The following is a 23,978-nucleotide window of genomic DNA, read 5'->3' on the forward strand; positions in this document are numbered from 1 at the left end:
CCACTTCCACGGAGCCATCAGGTGAGGGGATGCTACTGCCGTGGCCGGGTGCTCACAAGGGAATTTTCCCTGCCGCCATCACACTCGGGAGTGGCTGTGACGGCGGCAGGGAAAGGCTCCGCTATTCACAACCGATTCCGTGTCAGGTTGTTACTTCGACCGGCGTGGTTTCAAGCGAGAAGCTTTGCGTAGACCACGTAGTTGTCGTCGAACAGACCTGTTTCCGGGTCATAACCATCACACGTGATAAGCCGCAGTTCGGGGCCTTCGGTATTTCCGTAGACCGCCTTTGTAGGGAACGCGTCTTTGGGGTACTGGTCGCCATGATCGAATGTGAATTCGCTCGTGGTGCCATCCTGCCGGGTAACCCTGATGAGATCGCCCGTCTTGAGATCGCGGAGTTTGGCGAAGACGCCTGGTCCTCCGTCGGTTGCATTCACATGTCCAAGAAGGACTGCAGGTCCGGGGTCGCCAGGTGTGGGGGATCCGTTGTACCACGCAGCGGGGGCCCCCGGCCCATCCGGCGGCACTTCCAGCGAGCCATCCTCCCTCAGGCCGAGACTCAGGAGTTCGGATTGAGTGCCAACGGATGGAATGCTTATAGATACCGGGGCGGAGGCGGCCATGACGTCCTGTGATGGGGACGCAGGCGCTGAAGCCACTGCTGAGTCGCTGGGCGACGCCGGCACTGAAGCCCTTGCCGTCGCATTGACAGACGCAGGTGTGCCGATGCTTTGCGACGGAGTGCTGGTTCCGCAGCCTGTGAAAAGTAGCAAAGCGACCGCCGCAGACGCCAGCTGGCATCTGCGACGGGCGCTCGTTGAGCTAGTCATACGAAGCTCTGTTTCCGATCCCGGGTCTTTACGCCTGGATGGCTGTGCGGCGGCGCACGATCATCGTTGCGCCTGCTGCTGCCACGGCGAGGCCCCCAAGTGCAAGGAAGCCCATGCCGTTGCCCGTTTCCTGAGCAACACCGGTGTCAGCGCCACCAACAGGCACCTGGCGCACCTGGGCAGGAGCCGGGGCGACAGCGTCGGGAGCCGGAGCGACGTCGGTGGTTCCGCCGGCGGTGGCGCTTTCGCAGGCAATGCCATCCTTGTCCCGGTCGAGGTGCGGACCGTAACCGGGTGCCCCCACCGGGATGTTGAAGGCGCCTGCCGCTGCCGCTGCATCGCAGTTAGGGTACGCGCCGATTGTTGCACTAGCGGGGGTTGCCGTCAGCGCTGACAGTCCAACCACGGCCGCTACTGCCAGTACGGCGGTGCTCTTTTTCATTTTGTTCCCCATTCATTTTTGTGTGCCAAGTCAGGGCGAGCGCATGACCATCCCATGAAGGAAGCCTGCGAGGGCCCTGCTGGCGAATAAAAAGTGGCATTTGCCTTGCAACTTATATCAGCGTCGATGGTTGAAACGTCAATGTGACGCGCAGCGCAATTGCGGGTTTGGGAATGAGCATCGTTGGCCCCAGAATCAGTAGGATTCGGTGGAAATGACGTCAACGGCGTCGTGGCCATTGGCTTGCAGCCTGGTGACACAGCCATAGTGGCATCCACTGCATAAGCCGTTCGAGGACGCTGCAGACCGGCGGGCGTTCGATGCCGGAGGGCTGAACGTCACTCAGTTGGGGAGGAGGCCGATCTGTACGGAAGACTGTTGCCGTGAGCAACTCTCCCCGCACCGGCCTCGCCGTGGCCGGCCTCAGCCTGGGCACGTCGCTGAACCCGCTGAATTCGTCGATGATCGCCGTTGCCTTGGTGGTGCTGCGCGAGGATTTCAGGCTCGACGTCGCCACCGTCACCTGGGTGATCACCGCTTTCTACATCACCTCGGCTGCGGGCCAGCCGTTGATGGGGCGGCTGGCTGACAGGTTCGGGCCGCGGCGGCTCTTCATGCTGGGCATGGCGCTGGTGGCGGTGACCTGCGCGCTGGCTCCTTTCTCGCCCAACTTCGTGTTCGTCTGCATCGCCCGCGCGCTCATGGCCCTGGGGACCGCGACGGCGTACCCGAGCGCCGTCGTCATGGTCGGTGAACTGGCCAGGCAGGCGGACGTGTCAACGACGCGGCCGCTGGGCCGCATCCAGATGGCCAACACGTCCGGCGCGGCGGTCGGCCCGGTAGTTGGCGGGCTGCTGGTGAGCCTGGTCGGCTGGGAGGCGCTGTTCCTGATCAACGTGCCGCTGGCCCTCGCCGCCCTGCTCCTGGTGCGGAAGTTCGCGCCGGATGACCACGCGCGGGAGCAGGGCAGCCTCGCCAGCCTGCTGCGTGACTCCGATATTCCCGGCATCCTCGCCTTCACGGGCGGCATGGTGCTGCTGCTCATGGGACTGCTGGACGCGCTGCCCGGTTTCCGCTGGTGGCTGCTGGGCGGTGCCATGGTGCTGGCCGTGCTGTTCGCCTGGCGGGAGCTGAGCTTCAAACGCCCGTTCCTGGACCTCCGGCTGCTGGGCCGGAACCGGCCGCTGCTGCTGGTGTACCTGGGCTTCACGGTGTTCAGCGGCGTCTACTACTTCGCGTTCTTCGGCCTGCCCCAGCTGCTGCAGGAAGCCGGTGGCTATGACCCCGGCGTGGTGGGCCTGCTGATGCTGCCGCTGGCGGCGATGTCCGTCATCGTCACGCCGCTCGCCGCGCGCGCAATCGACCGGTTCAGCGTGCGGCGGGTGCTGATCGCCGCCGTTGTACTGCTTACTGTGGCGGCAGCGGCGCTGTGGCTGCTGACGGCGTCGTTCGCCGTCCTGCTGGTGCTGGCGCTGACCGCCCTCATGGGCGTGCCGTACGGGGCGGTCGCCATCGCCTCCAACCAAGGCCTGTACGTGTCGGCAGCGCCGGGGGACAGGGGAGTGGCCGCCGGGATCTACCAGACCTGCCGGTACGTCGGCGCCATCGGCGCCACCGTGATGATCGGCATCTTCTACGGCACCGGCGTGAACCAGGAAAACTGGGGCCGCATGGTGCTGGTGATGCTGGGCCTCTGCGCGGTGACGTTCGTGGTGTCGCTGCTGTGGCGGGAGCGGAAGGCGGCGTAGCGCCGCTACTGGCCAGCGCCGCTACTGGGCCAAACGCCGGTTGCGTGCCTGGCGCGCCAGCCGGCTGAAGGCATACACGAAGACGGCCTCGATCATCACCATCAGTCCGACTAATAGCCACTGCCCCTGGCTGATGAACACGATCACGCCCGCGAGGACCAGCAGGGTTCCGAGGACCAGCGCGTACACGGCGAACCCGAACGCCACCCTTGCACTGCGCACGCCGGTGCGGAAGCCAAAGCCCAGAGGCTGACCTCCGGGTATCCCCTCGACGCGGTCGGGGACCGCGGGTGGGAGCCTGTCGAACTCTTCCCACGGATCCCGGTGGTGATCCTGATCCGTCATGCTTCCATTATCCCGCGCGCCCGGGCGCCCGCCCCGGTTTCGCGCCCAATTGCGGGCGAGGCCACGCTGTGGCGGGAGGCCGCCTACCGCGCCGGCGTCGTACTTTACGCCATCGTCATCGGGCTTCTTGCACGGTGCGGGCGAGCAGACAGAACTCGTTGCCTTCGGGATCACTGAGAACAACCCACGTTGCGTCGGACCCTTGGCCCACGTCTGTGTGTAGCGCGCCCAGGCCCAGGAGTCGCTCAAGCTCGTCGGCCGTCGATGTGCCGTCGGCGCGGAGGTCGAGATGCAGCCGGTTCTTGACGGACTTGCTCTCTGGCACTGGCACCACGTCGATTGTGGGCCATGAGCCATCTGGTGGCGAGATGCTGATGACGCCGTCGTCCGCGTCGACCACGTGCCAGCCGAGGACGTTGCACCAGAAGTCGGCCACCACGCGCGGCTGTACGGCGTCGATCACGATGGCCGCTAACCGACTGGACATGGCACCCATCTTAGGCAGACCCTGGGCTGGCCGTGGACGTGACCCGCGGGTCTGAACTTCAACGGCTAGATGCGGGCAGGGGCCGCCGCTGGGGAACCGTCGCCGTCGGCGGCGTCCCGGCAGGGGAGGGAACGACGAAGGCGGGTGCCAGGGCCGGTTCCGTCAACAGGAAACTCAGTGCCGCAGCACCCACGCGGCGTTGTCCGGCTGCAGCCAGCCCTCACGTTCCAGCGGAGCGGCACTGGCCAGCACGGTCCCGCCCGGTAGCCGCACCGGCTCCGTTCCCATCGCGACGGCGACGAGGAACCTCGGGCTGCGCTCGCAGAGCAGCAGGTTCCCGGCCTCCACCCGCCAGGTGCCGCCGTCGTCCGCGGTGAACACGCCCTGTTCCCACAACCGACGGCGGAGTCCGACGGCGGCAGTCACCAGGGCGAGCATGGAGCCCGGGTCCTGGCGCTGGGTTTCGACCGCGTGGCTGCCCCAGCCGTCGGGCTGCGGCAGCCACGGCGGGGAAGGAGGGCCCGACGGCGAGCCGGCCCGCTCACCGGCGGAACCCAGCGTGAAGCCGTGGTTTCGTGCCGGGTCCTCGGTCCAGGGCAGCGGGACGCGGGCGCCGTCGCGGGTGATCCCGCCGCGGACCCACATGGGGTCCACGCGGGCATCCACCGGGACGTCGACTTCGGGCAGGCCGAGTTCCTGGCCCTGGTACAGGTACGCTGCGCCGGGCAGGCCGAGCAGCGCCAGCACCGCAGCCCGGGCACGCCGGGCGCCGAGAGCCCCGCCCCCAAACCGCGTCACCGAACGGACGATGTCGTGGTTCTCCAGCGCCCAGCTGGGCGCGGCGCCGTGCAGCTGCCGGGCCGCCTCCAGCTCCGCTCCCACCGAAGCCCATGCCGCCGGGTCCCAGCCGAGCTTCACGAAGGCGAAGGCGAACGCCTGGTGCATCTCGTCGGCCCGGGTGTAGCGGGCGGCGCGGGCCGGTTCCAGGTTGACCTCGCCCACGAGCAGGCGGTGCGGCTGGTACTTCTCAGCGAGGGTCCGCCAGCGGCGGTACACCTCGTGGACCTCTTCCTGGTCCGAGACCAGGGGATTGGACCGGAGCCCGTCCACCACGGCGGTGTCGGCAGGCGCGTCCGGCAGGCCGTCCGCCTTGAACAGCGCATGCGCAACGTCGATCCGGATGCCATCCACGCCCTTGTCGAACCAGAAGCGGAGCACGCCTTCGAAGTAATCCCCGACGGCGGGATTCCGCCAGTTCCAGTCGGGCTGTCCGGACGAGAACAGGTGCAGGTACCACTCCGTGTCGGCCCTCGGGCTGTCGCCTTCCGAGTCCGGGTTCGCGCGGCTCCAGGCCCGGCCGCCGAAGACGCTTTGCCAGTTGTTGGGCGGCAGGTCGCCGGGGGAGTCCGGGCCGGAACTGCGGCCCTGGACGAAGTGGAACAGTTCCCGTTCCGGCGAGCCAGGGCCGGCCGCGAGGGCCTGCCGGAACAGCGGGTGGGCCGAGGAGCAGTGGTTCGGGACGACGTCGAGCAGGATCCGCAGGCCCAGTGAGTGGGCGAGGTCCAGCAGCCGGTCGAACTCGGCCATGGTGCCGAAGAGCGGGTCCACGCCGCAGTAGTCGCTCACGTCGTAGCCCTGGTCCACCTGCGGGGAGGGCTGGAACGGGGTCATCCAGATGCCGTCCACGCCCAGTGAGGCGATGTACGGCAGGCGGGCGGCGAGCCCGGCGAGGTCGCCCACGCCGTCGCCGTTGCCGTCCGCGAAGGAGCGCGGATACACCTGGTAGATGACCGCGGACTGCCACCACGCGGCGTCGTGCGCTTCTTCGGAAGCGGCACCCAAAGGCGCCCCGGCGGCAGAACCGGAATCATTCATTTGCCGGCCCCTGCGGTGAGGCCTTCCACGATCCGGCGCTGGAAGATCAGCACCATGATCACCAGCGGAACGGTGACGATCACGCCGGCGGCCATCTGTTCGCCGAACGGTGCCTGGAACTCGGTGGCGCCGGTGAACTTGGAGATGGCGACGGTGGCGGTCTGGATTTGGGGGTCGTTGATCATCGAGAGGGCAATGATGAACTCGTTCCAGCTGTGGATGAACGTCAGGATGGCGGTGGTGAACACGCCGGGTGCGGCCAGCGGGAGCAGTACCTTCCGGAAGGCCTGCCACTTGCTGCAGCCGTCGATCATTGCCGCTTCTTCGAGGTCGAACGGCAGCTGTTTCATGAACGTGGTCAGATTCCAGACGGCGAGCGGAATGGCGAAGGACAGGTTGGGGATGATCATGGCCTGGTAGGTGTTGATCCAGCCAAGGTCCGTGAAGAACCTCAGCAGGGGCACCACCACCGAGATGCCGGGGAACATCGACGTCGCAATGATAACGCCGAGGATCACGGACTTGAACCGGAAGTTCAGCCGGGAGATGGCGTAGGCGGCGAACACGCCCATTACCAGGGCTAGCACCGTGGTGGTGCCGGCCACGATCAGGCTGTTGAGCAGGGCCTGGCCGAACATGGTGGAGCCGTCGAACACCTTCACGTAGTTCTCAAGGGAGAACGGCGCGGGCAGGAGGGTGTTGTCGAAGATGTCCGCGGTGCGGCGGAGGCTGGAGACGATCATCCAGTAGAACGGCGCCAGGCAGTAGGCGAAGATCAGCACCAGCCCGGCGTACACGGAGTAGGAGCGCCAGGTGCGCTTCTTCGGTGCGGGAGAAGCGTCCGACGGCGATGCGCCGGCTTTGCGGGCGCCTTTCCCGCCGTGCTGCTTGCCTTCGCGCTTGCTGTCGGTGCCGAGGCTGTTGGGTTCGGTGATGGTCATCGGGTGGCCTCGGCCTTCTGTGAACGGGTTGCCTTGCGCTTCTTGAGGCCCAGCTGCTTTCCTCCGGTGATGTCCGCGCCCAGCACCTTCACGAACACGATGGCGACGACGGCGACGTACAGGAAGAGGACCACGGCGAACGCGGAGGCGGAGCCGTAGCGGAGCTGGTTGGATTCGTCCCAGGCGAGCATGGAGAGGGTTTCCACGGATTCCTTGCCGGGACCGATGAGGACGAACGGGAGATCGAACATCCGCAGGGCGTCGAGCATGCGGAACAGCACGGCCACCAGGAGCGTGGGCTTGACCAGCGGGAGGGTGATGGAGCCGAGCTGGCGCCACCAGCCGGCGCCGTCGATCCTCGCGGCCTCGTACACTTCCTCGGGGATGATCTGCAGGCCGGCCAGGACCAGCAGGCCGATGAACGGTGCGGTCTTCCACACCTCGGCCACGATGATGGCCACCTTCGAGGCGGTGCCTTCGGCGGTCCACAGGATTTCGCTGCCCAGCAGGCTGTTGGCGATGCCGTCCGACTGGAAGATCCAGCGCCACAGCAGGCCGGAGACGGCGGTAGGCACAGCCCACGGCACCAGGATGCTGGCGCGGAGGAAGGACCGGCCGCGGAAGGCCCGGTTCATGGCCAGCGCCAGGCACAGGCCTAGGACAGTTTCCAGCAGCACGGTGGTGACGGTGAAGAATGTGGTGTTGGAGAAGGCGTTGAGGAAGCGCTGGCCGGACTCGCCCACGAACAGGTCCGCGTAGTTGGCCAGGCCCACGAAGGCCTCGCCTTCGGTGACGAACCCGTCCGCGTCCAGGCCGGACTCGGCCCGGTAGAGGGACTGGTGGATGGCCGAAAGCAGGGGATACACGATCACCAGCGCTAGGACCAGGAGGGTGGGGGAGAGCAGCATGGCGGCCATGCGGCCCTCGCCGGGCGTGCGGTTTTTCGTGCTCCGGGTTGGCGGGTTTTTCCGGTTCTGCGGGGCGGGGGCGGTAACGGTGGCTGTCATTTGGCGGTGATCTCTTCGAGCTTTGCCTGCATGTCCGCCAGGGCGGTGTCCGTGTCCTTCGCGCCGGTCAGGGCGGCGTACGCCTCTTCCTGGATGGCTTTGGTGGTGGCGCCGTACTGGACAACCTTGGGGCGGGGTTGGGCGCTGGTCAGGGATTCGAGCAGCGTGGGAAAGAACGGGCGCTTGGCCACGATCGCCGGGTCTTCGTAGAGCGCGGCGTAGGCGGGGGCGCGGGAGCTGAGGGCCAGACGCTTCTGGGCCTGTTCCTGGCTGGTGAAGAACTTGATGAACTCCAGGGCCGTGGCCTTGTTCGGGGTGAACGGGGAGACTGCCAGGTTGCGTCCGCCGAGGGTGGAGACGCCGGTGCCCGTGGTTCCCGGGATGGACGTGATGCCGAACTTGCCCGCCACCGCGCTGGAGCCGTCCGTGGCGCTCAACGATGAGTAGAGGAACGGCCAGTTGCGCAGGAACACCACCTTGCCGTCCTGGAAGGCCCGGCGGCCCTGTTCCTCGAGGTAGGTGATGGCGTCGCTGGGGAAGAGCCCGTCCTTGAAGCCGTCCACCAGCAGCGAGAGGCCCTGCTTGGCTTCGGGGGTGTTGACCGTCGGCTTGCCTTCGGCGTCCACGATGCTGCCGCCGGCCGAGGCCACCGCTTCGGAGAAGTTGACGGTGAGGCCCTCGTTCTTGTCGAACTGGCCGGCGTAGCAGGACATGCCCTTGGCTGCGGGGAGTGCCAGCACCTTCTCGCAGGCGGCCTTCATCTCGTCCCAGGTCTTGGGCGGGGCGGCCACGCCGGCGGCCTTGAGGAGGTCGGTGCGGTAGTAGAACAGTGCGCCGTCGGTGTAGTACGGGGCGCCGTAGAGGGTGTCCCGGTACTTCGCGGCGTTCACGGTGGCGGGGATCATGCGGTCCGTGGGGATGGCGTCCGCGGGGAGCGGGAGGACCCACTTGTTGGCCGCGAATTCAGAGTTCCACACGACGTCCAGGTTGAGCACGCTGAACGTGTCCGACTTGATCTGCGCGTTCTGGACGAGCTGCTGGCGCTGCTGGTCGGCAGAGTCCGGGAGTTCGATGAACGTGACCTTCTCGTCCGGGTGCGCCGCGTTCCATTCGTCGATGCTCTTCTGCGCGGCACCGGAGGCGTCGCGGGAGGAGACGTAGTTGATGGGGCCCTTGCCTTCGAACGCCGCGGCGGCGCTGGCTCCGGCCTTGGGTTCCGTGGCGGATCCGCCGCAGGCCGTGAGCGAGACGGCCGCGGCCGTCACGAGTGCGGTGGTGGTGAGAAGAGTCTGCCAGGTCCGGCGGCGCTGCCTCATGTGTTGCTCCTTCAAGGGGTTCTGTCTGTTGTGGCACTTGGTTTTGGGCATGGGGGAGTACGACGACGGCGGCACGCGTCGGTGCCGGCTGTTGCCGTTGGGAAGGGGGTTGGGGTTGTGCTAAGTGGTAGCGGGAGGCGCGGTGGAGCCGCGGTCGATCAGCCGGTGTGGCATGATCTTCGGCCCCAGGTCGCGGGAGCGAAGCAGTTTCTTCACGGCCATCCGGCCCATCTCCTCGAGCGGCTGGGCCATGGTGCTCAACGGCGGGTGGACGTGCAGGGCAGTGGAGGTGTTGTCGAAGCCGAGGACGGAGACGTCTTCCGGGACCCGTCGGCCCCGTTTCTGCAGTTCGTTCACCACGGCTGCGCCCATCTCGTCACTCATGGCGAAGATCGCCGTGAGCTCCGGTTCCTGGGCCAGGAGGTCATCCAGGCCGGGGGCGCCGCTTTCGTAGAAGAAGCTGCCGGTGGCGGTGACGGGAGTGCACTTGGCCTCGGCCATGGCGCGGAGGTAGCCGCGTTCCCTGGGCTGGGCCACGAAGATCGAGGCGGGATCGCCGGTGAGCAGGCCGATGCGGCGGTGGCCGAGCTTCAGCAGGTGACGGGTTGCGTCGTACGCTGCCTGCTCGTCGTCGATGGCCACGCTGGGTGAGCCGGACCTGTCGCTGATGGCCACGGAGATGATGGGGATGTTCGGCCCCAGCAGCTGCCGCGTTTCGGACGTGATGACGGCGGAGATGAGGATGACGCCGGCCGCCCGGTAGGTGCGGAGTGTGCGCAGGTAGCCGGCAATATAGGCCGACTTGGCTCCGGTGCGGCCCAGCATTACGGCGTAGCCGCGCTCCTGGGCCTCGGCTTCGACGCCCTGCATCACCTGGGAGGCGAGGGCGTCCGACACCATGGGTGCCAGCAGCCCGATCACGGAGGTCTGCCGGGTTTTCAGGCCGCGGGCCAGGTAGTCCGTTTCGTAGCTGAGACTGCGGACCGCATCCTCCACGCGCTCGCGGGTTTCGGCGGAGTAGCCCACCAGCCCGTTGACCACCCGCGAGACGGTGGCGGGAGATACGCCGGCGTGCCTGGCGACGTCCCTGATGGTTACCACTGTTTCTCCTCGGCCGGTGCTGGCTGGTTCCTGTGCAGAACACGGCTACGTAAACGGTTTACGTAATCGGTTTCGTGATCTGCTGCACCAACACTAAACGGAGGGGAACGGGATTGTTGTACGTTTCGTAAACGGGGGCTTCATCGGCGATGGAGGCAGGTCCACCGGACGTTAAGGCTCTTCGGCGTCAGTCCGGGCGGCCATCAGTGTCCTCGTCCTCCGCAGGGAGTGCCGTATCGGCGGAATTCCCTGACGAGATCTGCCGCTTGACCTGCTCAAGCTCATCTTTGAGGAGGTCAACGGTGGCACAGTATTCGTCGAACTCCGCCGTTCGGCGCCGAGCCATGGAGTAACTGATGCCGGCGGCGAGAATGGCAAGCGGGAACGACACCAGCAGGGCCCAGCCCGACGCGGCAAGGAAGTCCAGCGCTACGGGAAGTGCCTGCTTGAATGCCAGGAACTCGTTCACCCCGCCGACCACACCGTTCAGAGCAGAGTCCAGGGGGCCCAGAAACTGCCCCACGAGAGGCGTCCCGGAAAGCGACGGAGCGCTCAGCGGCGGATCGCCCCCTGCAGACCAGCGCGGATCACTGAAATGGTTCAGGACGTAGATCGCGGCACCCGCGTTGAGGGCCGCGAAGAGCAGGACGGAACCGAGCAGAGTCCAATGAAGCCTGCGCGGACGCCAGACGCCGGCCGCCAGCGCGAAAACGGTGGCGGCAACCCAAGAAAAGATGCGGAGTTCGTCGCGGCTCATGCCGCCCAGTAGATCCAAGGAATTCCCCGCCCCTTACAGTTGGAGCCCATGCTGGTCCCGTCCCAAGTGAGCCTATCCGAGTCACCCCCGGGCATGCCGCGGCAGTTGCGGGAGGCGGGCTAGGCGTCGGAGGCACTCATGTCCCGGGTGCGTTTTCCGGGGAACGCGGTCCGGAGCTGTGCCCGGAACGTGAGCGGGCTGCGCCGGCTGACCGCGATGACGGAGAGCAGGCCGGTCAGCAGCACGACGGCGCCGCCGCCGGCCACCGACCAGCGCGCGCCGAATTCCGTGCCGATCCACCCCATGAGCGGCGCCCCCACCGCGGTGCCGCCCTGCAGGACGCCCAGGTAGAGCGCCAGCACACGCCCCCGGAACTGCGGCTCCACGGAGAGCTGGATGCTGGTGTTGCAGCTGTTGAGGAAGGTTATGGAGGCCAGACCCACCGGGATCAGCACGGCCGCGTAGAGCCAGAACGACGGCGACACGCTGCCCACCAGCGTGAAGAACCCGAGTCCGAGCGCCCCGCCCAGCAGGAACCGCAGCCGGGGGCCGGACCGGCGGGCGGCGAGCAGGGCACCGGCCAGGGTCCCGACGGCCATGATGGAACCCAGCAGCCCGAATTCACCCGGCCCCACTCCGAACTCCGCGGTGGACATCAGCGCGTTGGTGATGGGGAAATTCATGCCGAAGGCACCAAGGACCCCCACCATGACCAGGATGAGTGTCAGGTCCGGCCGGCCCCGCACGTAGCGCAGGCCCTCGGCCACCTGGTGCTTGCCGCGGACCGCCGGCGTGGCCGGGGTCAGCTCGGAGGTGCGGATGCGGAACAGCGAGATGATAACGGCGGCGAAACTGGCTGCGTTGAGCAGGAAGACCGGTCCGGTGCCCACCCAGGCGATCAGGACGCCGGCGATGGCAGGACCGGTGAGCCTCGCGGTGTTGAAGGAAGCGGAGTTCAGCGCCACCGCATTGGCCACCTTGTCCTGCCCCACCAGTTCGGAGACGAAGGTCTGGCGGGCCGGAGCGTCAATGGCGCTGGCCAGCCCAAGGCACAGTGCAGCCAGGTAGGCATGCCACAGCTGGGCGGTGCCCGTGACCACCAGGAGTCCGATGGCCAGCCCGCACAGTCCCATCGCCAGCTGCGTCCACAGCAGGATCAGGCGTTTGCGGTGCCGGTCTGCCAGGACACCGCCGTAGGGGCCAAGCAGCAGCATTGGCAGGAACTGAAGGCCCGTGGTGATGCCGACGGCTGTGCCGGAATGGTCGGTGAGGACGGTCAGTACCAGCCAGTCCTGCGCAATCCGCTGCATCCAGGTGCCGATATTGGAGACGAGCGCCCCGCCCGCCCAGATGCGGTAGTTGGGGTTCTCCAGTGCCCGGAACATCGCGCTCATTTGGCGCTCAATTGCTGCATGATGGCGGCGGCGCGGCTGAGGGTCTGGCGGTCCTCGTCGCTGAGTCCGGCGACGCGTTGAGCCAGCCAGGCCGTCCGCTGTACGCGGGCCTCTGCCAAAACGTCCATCCCGGCCGGGGTGATTCCTACCTGGACCTGGCGGCCGTCCGCGGGGTGGGCCGTCCGCGTAACAAAGCCCTGCTCCGTGAGGGCGTTGACGATCCGCGTCATGGACGGCGCCTGCACGTGCTCGCGTTCGGCCAGTGCCCGGAGGGTCTGCGGTCCGTTGACGTGCAGCTGGGCCAGGACCGTGTACTGGCCGGGAGTGATGACGTCCCCGGTTGCCTCCACGCGGAGCCTGCGGGAGGTGCGCATCACCGCTGTCCGAAGGTCGATGGCGAGAACATCCGGCGTGATGCTGTCCCTGGGCTCCCGGTCCGTTTCCGTCACTTGCGCTGCGCCTCCTGCGAATTTCCTTAGCAATGCTAATTAGCCCCGCTAACCATTATGCTCCTGTGGGGTGCAGGGGGCAAGTGCGGGGGTTGTAGGTCCGGTTCGCGCTGCTGGTCAGCCGTGGAGGATCTGCTCGCGCAGGATGTCAGCATGCCCGCAGTGCTGGGCGAGCTCGCGCAGCATGTGCAGGTACACCCAGCGCAGCGGGAGCGGACCCCGCCGGTTGCCGTGGACCAGGTCGTCCAGCCCCAGGGAGGTCGTCGCACGGCGCGACGCCTCGCACGCCTCGCGGTGTGCCCGCTGGACGCTGGCGATGGAATCGCCGTCGCCGAGGATGAACGATTCGTCGGGCGTGGCCGGGATGCCGATCTCGGCGCGCGGACGGCAGCTGATTGCCTCGTCGAACCACACCTTCTCGACGACGGTCGCATGCTTCACCAGGCCCAGCAGCGTGGTCCGCGAGGGCACCAGTGAGCGGCGCACCTGTTCCTCGGTCAGCCCGTTCAGGCAGTCGTTGAGCGCCGCCCGGTGCTCGTCGAGAAAGGCCTCGAGCAGGGCCTGGGGCGGCTGGCTGATGACGTCCTTGCCGAACACTGCTGGTGGGGTAGGCATGAGTGCAGTATGCCAGCCGAGGCGGCCCGGCGCCTCGCAAGGCTGGGCGGGTGTCGCCGTCGGTTGCTCAAGCCGACTTCGCGGCCCGATGGCGGCCGGAGGCTGGTCCAGGTGGCTTGGAAAAGGCCGGTCGGTTGATCAGATTGGGTCGGCCGTCGCTTGGAAGGGGAAACCACGCACCCGGAAGGGGAGGCAGCGAAAGCGTCGGCATCCTGATTTGCGGCACCAAGAATGACCGCAGGGTCCGCTACAGTCTCGGCCGCCCATTACATGTTGGGGTTCAGCGACTCCCGCAGTTGTTGCAGTGCGTCACGAACGACGGGCTCGGATCGATGGATCTCCCTCACATTCATCCCGGTAAACTCTTTCACTGCACGGCGCATGCTTTGCACATTGGTGAATCCGCACGATGTCGCTATTTCTGAGTAAGTGATCCTTTGGGCGCCGGCCTGAAGGAGGAGCTCGAGGGCTTTGCGCGTTCTCAAGGCGCGTATACGCTCACCCAAGTGAAGTTCTTCATTCTCGAAAAAGTAGAACAGAGAGCGACGGGAGAGGTTGAACCTCTCGGCGATCATTGCCACGTCCAGATCGGGGTTTTCATAGCTGGCATCAAGGTATTTCTTCACAGCCCGGCTTAGAGCCGGTTTCTGCGCCTCATCGTCGATCGGGGTTTCGAGCAGGGAGCCCACCAAGGTGGCCATGACTGATCGGAGGATGTCTGCGGTTCCCGATGCCTCCCGGTCGATGCCCGGCCGCTTCCAGCTCATCAGCGCGGGGATTATGAAAGTGCCCACAATTGGGTGCTTTGCGAGGTCAGGCAGGCGAAGCAGGGAGCCTAGCGCGGATTCGCTCACATTCAGGCTGCTGCGGTCGATGTTGAGCTGCAAGGCATGAAAGCCTTCGGGCGCATCGAAACTGCCGCCCAGCGAAGTATCGATGAACCTGACAGATCCCTGTGATACTGGCTCAGGCACGCCGTTGAGAGCGAGGGTTAAGCCCGGCGCTTTGCGGAAGTAGGCCAGGCGCAGATCCTTGGTGTCGGGATTCGGCGCCCACGAGCCCACTGCGGGACCGTTGAACATTTCTATGAGGCTAAAGCCCGGCCCGGCAAGATTAATGGCTGAAGGATTGAAGGACACAGGAGTCTGGCGTGCCGACTTTTCCAGCCGCATTGGAGTCTCGACAGCACTGCCATACCACGCGCGCCAATGTTCGAACCTTTGTTCGGGATTGAGCCCCTCCGGCACTGTATATTGTCGCAGTCGGCCGCTGTTCCCGCTAGCGGATTGAGGCATGCCATCCTCCTTTTCACCAGCTGAAGCTTCATGGCGGCTATGGGAGCGGCCGCTACGTCTTGAGGAAGCGGTTGCGGTGGCTCATAAGGCTGGCCAGAAAGGACCTCGGCTCTTATGCCTATTTTACCTGTACTGACCTTTGATCAGGGCGTTGATGGCCTTAGTGCCCACACCCCCACGACGGTATGGTCGCCGTTGGTGTGGGTGAGCGTGCGGTGGATAGCCACATGTTCCCCTTTCCGCAGATCGTCGGTCTTTTCGTGTCCGCCGAAATGCAGCATGGTTGCGAGGTCATTGACTCGGTGAGGGGCGAGGGCATATTCGACGGCCAAGATGCTGGCCCCAACCACTCCAGCTTCCGGCCCGGTTTCGGATTGGGTGATATTCAAGTGCTGGGTAGCTAACGGCGTTGAGCGTGCATAGACCGTTTCACGGATACCGGCGATCAAATGTTCTCCTGATTGTGCAAGCGATCCGCCCACGACAATTAGGGAGGGGTTGATGAAGCTCACACACATGTTGAGCATTTCCCCGATGTCGCGGCCAGCCTGCCGAACGGCCTGAATGGCGGCCAAATCGCCCGAACGGACGAGCGAGACCACGTCGCTGCCTGTGGTGGCTTCGCGTCCATTTTCGCGGAGCTGGGCGGCGACGGCCGGAGCGCCTGCAATGGCCTCCAAGCAGGCGGTCTTGCCACAGCGGCATTGAATTCCTGCCGCCCGGGAAACAGCAATATGGCCAACGTCTCCAGCGACTCCTGCCGCGCCTCGCTGCAATATTCCTCCACTAACAACCCCTGAGCCGATACCTGTGGCGACTTTGAGGAAGATCATGTTGTCCTCATTGGGCCAGCGGGTCGCCCGCTCCCCGAGCGCCATGAGATTGACATCGTTATCGACGAGTACGGGAACGTCAAAGGTCTGCTGAACGTAAGCGGGGACATCGAATCCATCCCATCCCGGCATGATCGGCGGACTGGTCGGCTTTCCCGTGGAGTGTTCTACCGGACCGGGTAGCCCAATGCCGACAGCGATGATATCCATTGCTGGACGCTTCATCGCTTTCAAATGGCCCGTCAGCGTCATCGTTAGCCAATCCAGAACAGCTTCCGGTCCACACGAAATCTCAAGTCGTTCAGTGGTTTCCACGAGTACCCTTCCGGACAGGTCCGCAAGAGCCACGGTCGCGTGTGTGGCACCGACGTCAGCGGCAGCGGCCACCTTTGCACCGGGGTTGAAGGCCAGGCGCGCCGATGGGCGGCCACCGGTGGAAGCCGCATCTGACACGGGTACAACGAGCCCCAGCTTTAGGAGCGGCTCAAGGCGTGAACTGATGGCAGCTCGACCCAGGCCCGTTATTCCGGCAAGGTCTGCCCTGGTTCGCGGGCGTCCGTCCCGCAGGATGCGCAAGAGTTCGCCGGGGCCGCCGTTGTCCATGTCTCTCCATTTCGGGGGCTCGAAAGAGGTGAATGGTGAGCTTGAGATCTGAAACATCAGGCTCACAGGGCCCCGAGGGGCCTCGTCTCCACTCAGTGTCAAGGTGCCCACTCGTTCCCGTCCACTCGTCGAAGCCGCCAGCATCAAAAAGTGCAGCTTCGGTGTGCATTCCACGGCCAAGAGCGTCAAAAGGTGCAGACTTTTGCTGGGTGACTGACTAAAGCCACGTGGTGCGTGTCACTGTTTCGGCATGGAAAACAACAGAACCACGACAGCCCCCTCCCGGTTACGGGCCGGCTTCGTCGGTGCCGGGTTCATGGCTGAGGTGCACAGCAGAGCCGCCCGTGCTGCCGGCGCGGAAGTCGCCGGCATCGCGTCCTCGAGCCCTGCCAGTGCCGCCCGCGCCAAAGACCGCTTGGGCGTCGAGCGGGCTTACGCCTCGGTCCAGGACCTCATCGAGGACGACACGATCGACGTCATCCACGTCTGCACCCCGAACGCCACCCACGTCGCGCTAGCGGAGGCCGCGCTGAAGGCAGGCAAGCACGTTGTCTGCGAGAAGCCGCTGGCTACCGCTGTGAAGGATGCCACCCATCTGGTGGAGCTCGCGGCTACGGCCGGAACGGTCGCGACCGTTCCCTTCGTCTACCGCTTCCACCCCATGGTGCGGGAAGCCCGGGAACGTATTGCATCCGGCCAGACGGGACTGATCTCCACCATCCAGGCGTCCTATCTTCAGGACTGGCTGCTGTCCCGAGACGACGACAACTGGCGGGTGGACGCCGGTATCGGTGGCCCTTCGCGGGCGTTCGCCGACATTGGGTCCCACCTCTGCGATCTCCTCGAATTCGTGAGCGGGGACCGGATAAAACGGGTGAGCGCTCTGAGCCGCACTCTCTTCTCGGGCCGGGCAACCCACAAGGACGTCCAGACCGAGGACCTCGTCGCGGCTGTATTCGCGACTGAGACCGGCACCGTGGGAAACCTCCTGGTCAGCCAGGTAGCACCTGGGCGGAAGAACCGCCTGATGATCGAAATTTCAGGTTCTGAGAGCACCGTCCAGTTCGACCAGGAAGCCCCGGAGACGTTGTGGCTTGGCAAACGGGCCGGTTCACAGCTGCTTCTCCGCGACCCGCATGCGCTTAGCCCCGAAGCGGCACGCCTCAGTGTCCTGCCGGCAGGGCATCCGCAGGGTTATCAGGATGCCTTCAACTCATTTGTCGCCGATACCTACGCCGCAATCGACGGAGACATCCGGGATGGCCTGCCCACGTTCCGGGACGGCCTCAGGTCAGCCGTTCTCACCGAAAGCATCATCGAATCCAGCAAGGGCGGCGAGTGGGTCGACGTCCCCGGTGCGAAACAACTAGAAGGAGTGCAGTAATGAAAATTATCCAGGTAGGCCTCGGCGCGTGGGGCGCTTCATGGCTGAACGTGATTCATCAGAGCAAAACCTGGGAGCTGGCCGGCGTTGTCGACGTCAACCCCGACGCCGCACGGGCTGCAGGTGAACAGTACGGAATCCCCGCCTACCCCACGATCCAAGAAGCGTTAAACCACAAGGAAACGTTCGACGCTGTCCTGGTCATCGTTCCGCCCGAATACCATGCAGCCGTGGCCATCCCGGCCCTTGAAGCCGGCGTGCACACACTGATTGAGAAGCCCCTCGCCCATAACCTCGAGGACGGCATCCGCATCATCGAAGCGGCAGAGAAGTCCGGCAAGCAGGCCATGGTGTCCCAGAACTACCGTTTCAAGCGCGCCGCGCGGACCGTTCAGCGCCTCATCCGCGAAGGGGTCATCGGAGACCTCGAGCACGTCTTCATCGACTACAAGAAGAACCCGCCGTTCGAGGGCTTCCGGCTCGAAATGGATGAGCCCCTCATCGTGGACGCCATGATCCATCACCTCGACCAGCTCCGCGGCATCATCGGTGTCGAACCCACCGCCGTGCGTGCACGGTCCTGGAACACTGGCACCTCAAGGTTCAAGGGCAACGCCTCCGCGGTCGTGCAGTTCGACTGCGACAACGGTGCCCGCGTCGTATACACCGGTTCATGGAGCTCCTACGGCCCGCAGACCAGCTGGGACGGCGACTGGGAAATCCAGGGCAGCAGGGGCGCCATCACTTGGAAGAACAACGAGGTCACCATCAACTTCGCCTCACTGTTCGACACCGTATTCCTCGCCGGCGCGGTGGAACGCTCCGGCGTCATGCACGTCGACCTGGACCCGTTGCCGGTCGAGGAGCGTCTGGGAACCCTCGCAGCCTTCCGCGACGCCATCGAAACGGGGCAGAAGGCTGAGACGGACGTCACCGACAACATCCAGAGCCTGCAGCTGGTCATGGCCACCGCCGACTCCGCTCGCCAGGATGGTGCGCCCATTCCCTTGAAGACCAACGCCGAACTCTTCGGCAGCCACTCGCACTTCTGACCCGAAGAAGTGTCGAAATGACTGGAGATACAACCATGCAGCCACAAACAACCACTGGCTCCGCCCGTGCAGTTTCCGGGAAGGCTGGTCCCGGAAAATCCCAAAACGAGTCCCGTTCACGGCTTTCCGGCGTCGGCGACTTCATCGGAGCGCAGGGCCTGCTCGTCGTCGTCCTGCTCTTCGGTGTACTGCTGACGTTCCTAAGCCCGGTATTCCTGACCACGGTCAATCTGGTGAACCTGCTGTACCAGTGCACTATCCTCGGTGTGTTCGCCATCGGCATGACCTTCGTGATCCTTACCGGCGGCATCGATGTCTCGGTAGGATCCACGGCTGCCCTGTCGTCCGTGCTGTCCATGGGCGTCATCGTCAACATGGACATGCCGCCGGCTATCGGGCTCCTGACCGGCCTCCTGGTTGGCGCCGGAGTCGGCGCGGTCAACGGGCTGATGGTCACGAAGCTGGGCATATCCCCGCTGATCGCGACCCTGGCAACACTCTCCGCCGGCTCGGGCATCGCCTTTGCCTACTCCGACGGCGGCAACATCACCCCCGTTCCGAAGGTGCTCACCGACATGGTCAGCGCGAAAATCGCAGGGATCCCCCTGCTTATACCGGCCGTTCTGGTGCTCGCTTTCCTGGCCCACCTGGCCCTGACCCGTACCACCTATGGACGCTCCATCTACGCCGTCGGCGGCAACAAGGAAGCAGCTCTGCTGGCAGGCATCCGCGTCGACCGGGTCACGATGAACGCCTACATCATCGCCGGTCTCTCCGCGGGAATGGCAGGCCTCCTGCTCACGGGCCGGCTGGCCTCCGGAAGCCCCCGTGCCGGCGACGGCATTGAACTGACCGTCATCGCCGCCGTGGTCATCGGCGGAACCAGCCTCTTCGGCGGCCAGGGAAACATCAAGGGCACCTTGCTCGGCGTGCTGTTGATCGCCATGGTCTCGAACGCCGTAAACCTGCTCGGCATCCCCTCGTCCTACGACCGGATCGTTCAAGGCGTCGTCATCTTCGCTGCCGCCGCCCTGGACGTGTACCGCTACAAGTACGTCCAAAAGAACCTGTCGCGGAAACGCAAGATCGGGCCGCCGCCGGCGATAGACCCGAAGACGGCCGGCACCACAAGCGCCGGAGCCGTCACAGCGCACACGACCGGAACACCGGCCTAACACCTCACCCGCTTACAGCCCGGCCCGGCCGGCACATCTAAGCACTCAACAGAAAGAGTAAGTCAATGAAGACCTCACCCAAACTGGCGGTCCTTGCGGCAATCTCCGCCGCTACCATCGCCCTGACCGGCTGCGGTACACCCAGCGCCGCCCAGGAAGCAAGCGACGGAAAGAAGACAAAAAAAATCGCCGTCCTGCTCTACAGCCAGAGCTTTGAGTTCATGGTTGCCCTCGGACAGGGCGTGAAGAATAAGGCGAAGGAACTCGGCGTCGAGGTGACACTCCTTGATGCCAAAGGCGACTCCAGCACCCAGATCAGCCAGATCCAGGACCAGCTCGCTCAGGGCGTAGACGGCATCGTCCTTAGCCCCAATAACTCCGCTGAACTCGTCCCCGGAGTCCAGATGATCCACGATGCCGGAAAGACCGTCACCACCGTCGACTCCGTGATCCCGGGCGACATCGCCGACGCAGCCGTCGCCTTCGACAACGAAAAGGCCGGCAAACTCGGCGCTGAAGCCGTGGCCAAACTGATGGGAAACAAGGGAACCGTCCTTGAATACCAAGGAGCCAAGGGCGCCTACCACGCGATTCTGCGCGGCAAGGGCTTCACCGACGGCATCAAGCAGTTCCCCGATATTAAGGTCATCGGCCGTGACGCGCAGTGGACTGCAGACAACGCCCTGTCCCTGACCGTCGATAACTTCACCGCCGACTCAAGCATCAACGGCCTCTTCAGCCACAACGACGAAATGGTGCGTGGCATCGTCTCCGGCCTCTCCCAGATCAACAAGGACGCCCCGGTCGGAGCCGCAAACCACATCCCGCTCGTCGGAGTCGACGGCACACCCCTCGCCTTGGACCGCATCCGCAAGGGTATCCAGGACGCCACCATGGACCAGAACCCCTTCGAAATGGGAGCACTGGCCCTTCAGGCCCAAGTTGACCTGCTGGACGGCAAGCAGGTCCCCAAGATGCAGCTGACCGACACCAAGCTCATCACCAAAGAGAACGTTGATGACCCCAAGCTCTGGGGCAACATCTTCAAGGACTAGGGCCCCAAACGCCCTAACGGCCGGGCCCCGCTACGTGGCCCGGCAGAACAAACCAATTCCAACTCAAGGAGAAACATGTCCCGCTTCAAGTATTCCTACAACGCCATCGTCTACTACCAGGAAGACATCGCCAAAGGCATCGACCGCGTCGCCCGCTATGGCTACGACGCCATCGAACTCGTAGGAGAACCGGCAACGCACAACGTCGAAGAAATCAACCAGCTCACCAAGGACGCAGGCATTGACGTCAGCTCCATCTGCAGCATCTGGTTCGGCGAGGAACGCGACCTGATCAACCCCAGCGCCGCCAACCGGCAGAAGGCCCTCGACTACGGCAAGTCGGTAGCCGATTTCGCCGCCGCCGTCGGAGCTCCGACCATCATCGTCGGACCTTCCCCGGTGGGTAAGACCGAAGCCCTGGCCAGCGACGAACAGGAATGGGAATGGGCTGTGGAGAACGTCCGCACGCTTGGCGAATATGCGGCCGGCGTCGGCATCAACATCACCCTCGAACCATGGAACCGGTACGAGACACATTTCCTGAACCGGCTCGACCGCGCCGTTGAACTTCTGGACGCTACCGGCCTGAAGAACGCCGGCGTGCATGGTGACCTCTTCCACATGAACATCGAAGAAGACACCATTCACGGCGCCTTCGCCCGTGCCGGCAGCAAGGTCAACCATGTCCACCTGGCCGATTCAAACCGTGCAGCCCCCGGCGTAGGACACATCGACTTCCGTCCGACACTGCAGACGCTGAAGGACATCAACTTCGACGGCTACCTGACATTCGAGCTCCTGCCCGCCGCGTCAAACCCCTTTGCCATGATGGCACGCGGCGGCCACCTGGAGTTCCTTGACCCCTACACCGAAAAAGCCATCAACGAAATGAAGAAGCTGGAACAGGAGCTGTGGCCCAATGAGTAAATACCAATTCGGAGTCAGCACCTTCATCCTGGTCTCCCCATTCACCGATGAGGACGTCGATCAGTTCGATGTCGCTAAAGAAATGGGCTACGACCTGATCGAAGTCTGCATTGAAGACCCTGCGGTGGTCAGCGCGGAAGCACTGAAGAAAGCCTCGGAACGGACCGGACTGCCCGTGTCCATCTGCGGCGCATTCGGACCGGACCGTGACGTCTCGCACGAGGACCCGCAGAAGCGGCGGCAGGGCATTGACTACCTGAAACTCTGCATTGACATCGCGCAAGCCGTCGGATCACCCCATGTGGCCGGCCCTATGTACTCGGCCACCGGCAAAGCCCGGCTGCTTTCCCCCGGGGAACGCCAGCAGCAGCGCCAGTGGGCGGCCGACAGTCTGCGCGAAGTGGCCGACTACGCCTCCGAACGTGGAGTCACGCTGGCCATCGAACCGCTCAACCGCTTCGAAACCGACCTGGTCAACACTGTCCAGCAAGGTCTGGAATTGTGCCAACTGATCGGCCGGGACAACGTGGGCCTCATGCTCGACACGTTCCACATGAACATTGAAGAGAAGAACATCGGTGAGGCCATCACTTCTGCCGGTGACAAGGTTTTCCACTTCCAAGTGTCGGAAAACGACCGCGGAACGCCCGGCAGCGGACACGTCCCGTGGTCCGAGACCTTTGACGCGCTGAAAACGATCGATTACCAGGGTTCCATTGTTGTCGAATCGTTCCTTCCCACGGTCGAGGAAATCGCCAAGGCCGTTTCGCTCTGGCGGCCGGTGGCACCGTCCATGGACGCGCTGGCCAGGGACGGACTCACCTTCCTGAGGAGGGAACTGCCATGACCGTGACGCCCGGACGCGCTCCAGCAATCGTTGAAGCACGCAATCTCGTAAAACTGTTTCCGGGCGTCGTCGCCCTCTCCGGCATGAACTTTGAGCTTCATGCCGGAGAGGTGCACTGCGTCTGCGGTGAAAACGGGGCCGGTAAATCAACGCTGATCAAGACACTCAGCGGGTTCTACACTCCGGACGAAGGCGGCGTGTACGTGGACGGCGAGCTCATGCCTTCCAGCACAGTGGCCTCCAAGGCCGCCGGCATCGCCACCATCTACCAGGAGCACAACCTGGTCCCGGACCTGTCCGTGGCCGAGAATGTTCTTCTGGGAAACTGGGGCGGACACAACGGCATCCTCTCCCGCCGCGAGATCCGTAAGCGCGCACGCAAGGCCCTCGACCAGGTCGCGCCCCACCTCAACCTCGACACCCCTGCCATGGCGCTCTCAACGGTGGACGGTCAAATGGTGGAAATCGCGCGGGCCATAGCCCAGGACGCGAGAGTCATCATCATGGATGAGCCCACCACCGCCCTGACCGAGCAGGACGTTGAGAAACTGTACAAGCTGGTTAACGAGCTGCGGGGCAAAGGCCTGGCGATCATGTACGTTTCGCACAAACTGGAGGAAGTCTTCACACTGGCCGACCGGATAACCGTCATCCGCGAAGGCAAAACGGTGGCCTCATCCGTCCCGGCAGATGAACTTGATGCCCGTTCCGTTGTGCAGCTGATGGTGGGCAAGGACGTTGACCTCTACGAGCACATTCCCCGCGAACGCGGTGAACTTGTTCTCGAGGCGCGGGGTCTAAGCCTGGCAGGTGCGTTTGAGGACGTGAACCTCCAGCTGCATGCAGGGGAGATCGTTGGACTCGCAGGACTCGTCGGTGCAGGCCGGACCGAGGTCGCCCGATGCATATACGGGGCAGACAAAGCCGACGCCGGAACCGTAGAGGTAAACGGCCGGAAACTGAGTCTCCATGGTGCCTCGGCCGGCATCGCTGCCGGCATTGCCCTCGTCCCGGAGGAGCGCAAGCTGCAGGCCATCATTCCAATGCTGTCCATTCGCGAAAACACCACGCTGACCCTCCTGAAACAGGTCAGTAAATGGGGCGTGCTGCGGCGGGGCCTCGAAAAGAAGATGGTCGGCGACTACATCAAGGAACTCGATGTCAGGACCCCGTCTGCGGAAACGCCGATACAGTCCCTGTCCGGCGGCAACCAGCAAAAGGTCATCATCGCCCGTTGCCTGGCAAGCAATCCCAAGGTCCTCATCCTGGACGAGCCAACAAAGGGCATCGACATCGGTGCGAAGGCCGAGATCCACCGTCTGATCGAACAGCTGGCCCGCAGAGGCGTAGCCGTACTCGTGATCTCCAGCGAGCTCCCCGAGCTGCTCGAGCTCTCCGACAGAGTGATGGTCATGCGGGCCGGCCGAGTAGTGGCCGAACTGGATAAAGCCCAAGCAACGAAAGAAAACGTCATCGCTTACGCCGCGGCGTAGGCGA

The 23,978-nt window shown here is 64.6% G+C and carries 23 protein-coding genes; 8 read left to right on the forward strand and 15 right to left on the reverse strand.

Annotation, left to right across the window (positions count from 1 at the left end):
- Positions 1 to 170: 170 nt before the first annotated feature.
- Both ACIP90_RS12465 and ACIP90_RS12470 read right to left on the reverse strand, forming a co-directional pair.
- Positions 171 to 833, reverse strand: coding sequence for a class F sortase (locus ACIP90_RS12465; RefSeq protein ID WP_400579633.1), 663 nt, complete (start codon positions 831 to 833; stop codon positions 171 to 173).
- A 28-nt stretch (positions 834 to 861) separates the two neighbouring features.
- Positions 862 to 1,275, reverse strand: coding sequence for an excalibur calcium-binding domain-containing protein (locus tag ACIP90_RS12470; protein WP_400579634.1), 414 nt, complete (start codon positions 1,273 to 1,275; stop codon positions 862 to 864).
- A gap of 383 nt (positions 1,276 to 1,658) precedes the next feature.
- On the opposite strand from ACIP90_RS12470, the gene ACIP90_RS12475 reads away from it, so the two are divergent.
- Positions 1,659 to 3,023 (forward strand): MFS transporter, encoded by a 1,365-nt coding sequence (locus ACIP90_RS12475; RefSeq protein WP_400579635.1) that lies wholly within the window; start codon positions 1,659 to 1,661, stop codon positions 3,021 to 3,023.
- Positions 3,024 to 3,044: 21 nt separating this feature from the next.
- Here ACIP90_RS12475 and ACIP90_RS12480 read toward each other — a convergent pair whose 3' ends face one another.
- The 13 genes from ACIP90_RS12480 to ACIP90_RS12540 form a co-directional block, all read right to left on the reverse strand.
- Positions 3,045 to 3,368 (reverse strand): hypothetical protein, encoded by a 324-nt coding sequence (locus tag ACIP90_RS12480; protein WP_400579636.1) that lies wholly within the window; start codon positions 3,366 to 3,368, stop codon positions 3,045 to 3,047.
- 115 nt (positions 3,369 to 3,483) lie between these two features.
- On the reverse strand, positions 3,484 to 3,855 hold the full coding sequence (locus ACIP90_RS12485) for a VOC family protein (protein ID WP_400579637.1): 372 nt from the start codon (positions 3,853 to 3,855) through the stop codon (positions 3,484 to 3,486).
- A gap of 174 nt (positions 3,856 to 4,029) precedes the next feature.
- Positions 4,030 to 5,730 (reverse strand): alpha-amylase family glycosyl hydrolase, encoded by a 1,701-nt coding sequence (locus tag ACIP90_RS12490; RefSeq protein ID WP_400579638.1) that lies wholly within the window; start codon positions 5,728 to 5,730, stop codon positions 4,030 to 4,032.
- On the reverse strand, positions 5,727 to 6,671 hold the full coding sequence (locus ACIP90_RS12495) for a carbohydrate ABC transporter permease (protein WP_400579639.1): 945 nt from the start codon (positions 6,669 to 6,671) through the stop codon (positions 5,727 to 5,729). Before ACIP90_RS12495 ends, ACIP90_RS12490 begins: the two co-directional genes overlap by 4 nt.
- The gene (locus ACIP90_RS12500) at positions 6,668 to 7,678 is read right to left on the reverse strand and encodes a carbohydrate ABC transporter permease (RefSeq protein WP_400579640.1); all 1,011 of its coding nucleotides are present in this window, start codon (positions 7,676 to 7,678) and stop codon (positions 6,668 to 6,670) included. The genes ACIP90_RS12495 and ACIP90_RS12500 overlap by 4 nt, the downstream gene beginning before the upstream one ends.
- Positions 7,675 to 8,994: an ABC transporter substrate-binding protein gene (locus ACIP90_RS12505; protein WP_400579641.1), complete on the reverse strand. Its 1,320-nt coding sequence runs from the start codon at positions 8,992 to 8,994 to the stop codon at positions 7,675 to 7,677. Before ACIP90_RS12505 ends, ACIP90_RS12500 begins: the two co-directional genes overlap by 4 nt.
- 120 nt (positions 8,995 to 9,114) lie before the next feature.
- A complete protein-coding gene (locus ACIP90_RS12510) occupies positions 9,115 to 10,095 on the reverse strand; it encodes a LacI family DNA-binding transcriptional regulator (RefSeq protein WP_400579642.1) in 981 nt (326 codons plus the stop codon).
- A 187-nt stretch (positions 10,096 to 10,282) separates the two neighbouring features.
- Positions 10,283 to 10,852 carry a hypothetical protein gene (locus ACIP90_RS12515; RefSeq protein WP_400579643.1) on the reverse strand — a complete coding sequence of 190 codons (570 nt, stop codon included), beginning with the start codon at positions 10,850 to 10,852 and terminating at the stop codon, positions 10,283 to 10,285.
- A gap of 119 nt (positions 10,853 to 10,971) precedes the next feature.
- A complete protein-coding gene (locus tag ACIP90_RS12520) occupies positions 10,972 to 12,246 on the reverse strand; it encodes an MFS transporter (RefSeq protein WP_400579644.1) in 1,275 nt (424 codons plus the stop codon).
- The gene (locus tag ACIP90_RS12525; protein WP_400579790.1) at positions 12,243 to 12,620 is read right to left on the reverse strand and encodes a MarR family winged helix-turn-helix transcriptional regulator; all 378 of its coding nucleotides are present in this window, start codon (positions 12,618 to 12,620) and stop codon (positions 12,243 to 12,245) included. The genes ACIP90_RS12520 and ACIP90_RS12525 overlap by 4 nt, the downstream gene beginning before the upstream one ends.
- 192 nt (positions 12,621 to 12,812) lie before the next feature.
- Positions 12,813 to 13,310 (reverse strand): DinB family protein, encoded by a 498-nt coding sequence (locus tag ACIP90_RS12530; RefSeq protein ID WP_400579645.1) that lies wholly within the window; start codon positions 13,308 to 13,310, stop codon positions 12,813 to 12,815.
- Positions 13,311 to 13,576: 266 nt separating this feature from the next.
- The gene (locus ACIP90_RS12535) at positions 13,577 to 14,605 is read right to left on the reverse strand and encodes a helix-turn-helix domain-containing protein (protein ID WP_400579646.1); all 1,029 of its coding nucleotides are present in this window, start codon (positions 14,603 to 14,605) and stop codon (positions 13,577 to 13,579) included.
- Positions 14,606 to 14,748: 143 nt separating this feature from the next.
- Positions 14,749 to 16,041: an ROK family transcriptional regulator gene (locus ACIP90_RS12540; RefSeq protein ID WP_400579647.1), complete on the reverse strand. Its 1,293-nt coding sequence runs from the start codon at positions 16,039 to 16,041 to the stop codon at positions 14,749 to 14,751.
- Positions 16,042 to 16,291: 250 nt separating this feature from the next.
- Here ACIP90_RS12540 and ACIP90_RS12545 point away from each other — a divergent pair, with 250 nt between their 5' ends.
- The 7 genes from ACIP90_RS12545 (at position 16,292) to ACIP90_RS12575 (ending at position 23,974) form a co-directional block, all read left to right on the forward strand.
- Positions 16,292 to 17,425 (forward strand): Gfo/Idh/MocA family protein, encoded by a 1,134-nt coding sequence (locus ACIP90_RS12545; protein WP_400579648.1) that lies wholly within the window; start codon positions 16,292 to 16,294, stop codon positions 17,423 to 17,425.
- On the forward strand, positions 17,425 to 18,477 hold the full coding sequence (locus tag ACIP90_RS12550; RefSeq protein WP_400579649.1) for a Gfo/Idh/MocA family protein: 1,053 nt from the start codon (positions 17,425 to 17,427) through the stop codon (positions 18,475 to 18,477). Before ACIP90_RS12545 ends, ACIP90_RS12550 begins: the two co-directional genes overlap by 1 nt.
- Before the next feature lie 17 nt (positions 18,478 to 18,494).
- The gene (locus ACIP90_RS12555; RefSeq protein ID WP_400579650.1) at positions 18,495 to 19,652 is read left to right on the forward strand and encodes an ABC transporter permease; all 1,158 of its coding nucleotides are present in this window, start codon (positions 18,495 to 18,497) and stop codon (positions 19,650 to 19,652) included.
- A gap of 65 nt (positions 19,653 to 19,717) precedes the next feature.
- On the forward strand, positions 19,718 to 20,707 hold the full coding sequence (locus tag ACIP90_RS12560) for a sugar ABC transporter substrate-binding protein (protein ID WP_400579651.1): 990 nt from the start codon (positions 19,718 to 19,720) through the stop codon (positions 20,705 to 20,707).
- Positions 20,708 to 20,782: 75 nt separating this feature from the next.
- On the forward strand, positions 20,783 to 21,634 hold the full coding sequence (locus tag ACIP90_RS12565; RefSeq protein WP_400579652.1) for a TIM barrel protein: 852 nt from the start codon (positions 20,783 to 20,785) through the stop codon (positions 21,632 to 21,634).
- Complete coding sequence (locus ACIP90_RS12570) at positions 21,627 to 22,481, forward strand: TIM barrel protein (protein ID WP_400579653.1); 855 nt, start codon at positions 21,627 to 21,629, stop codon at positions 22,479 to 22,481. Before ACIP90_RS12565 ends, ACIP90_RS12570 begins: the two co-directional genes overlap by 8 nt.
- Positions 22,478 to 23,974 (forward strand): sugar ABC transporter ATP-binding protein, encoded by a 1,497-nt coding sequence (locus ACIP90_RS12575; protein WP_400579654.1) that lies wholly within the window; start codon positions 22,478 to 22,480, stop codon positions 23,972 to 23,974. Before ACIP90_RS12570 ends, ACIP90_RS12575 begins: the two co-directional genes overlap by 4 nt.
- The last annotated feature ends 4 nt before the right edge of the window (positions 23,975 to 23,978 follow it).

It is taken from the genome of Arthrobacter sp. NPDC093139 (genome assembly GCF_044754165.1).
Classification (GTDB): Bacteria; Actinomycetota; Actinomycetes; order Actinomycetales; family Micrococcaceae; genus Arthrobacter.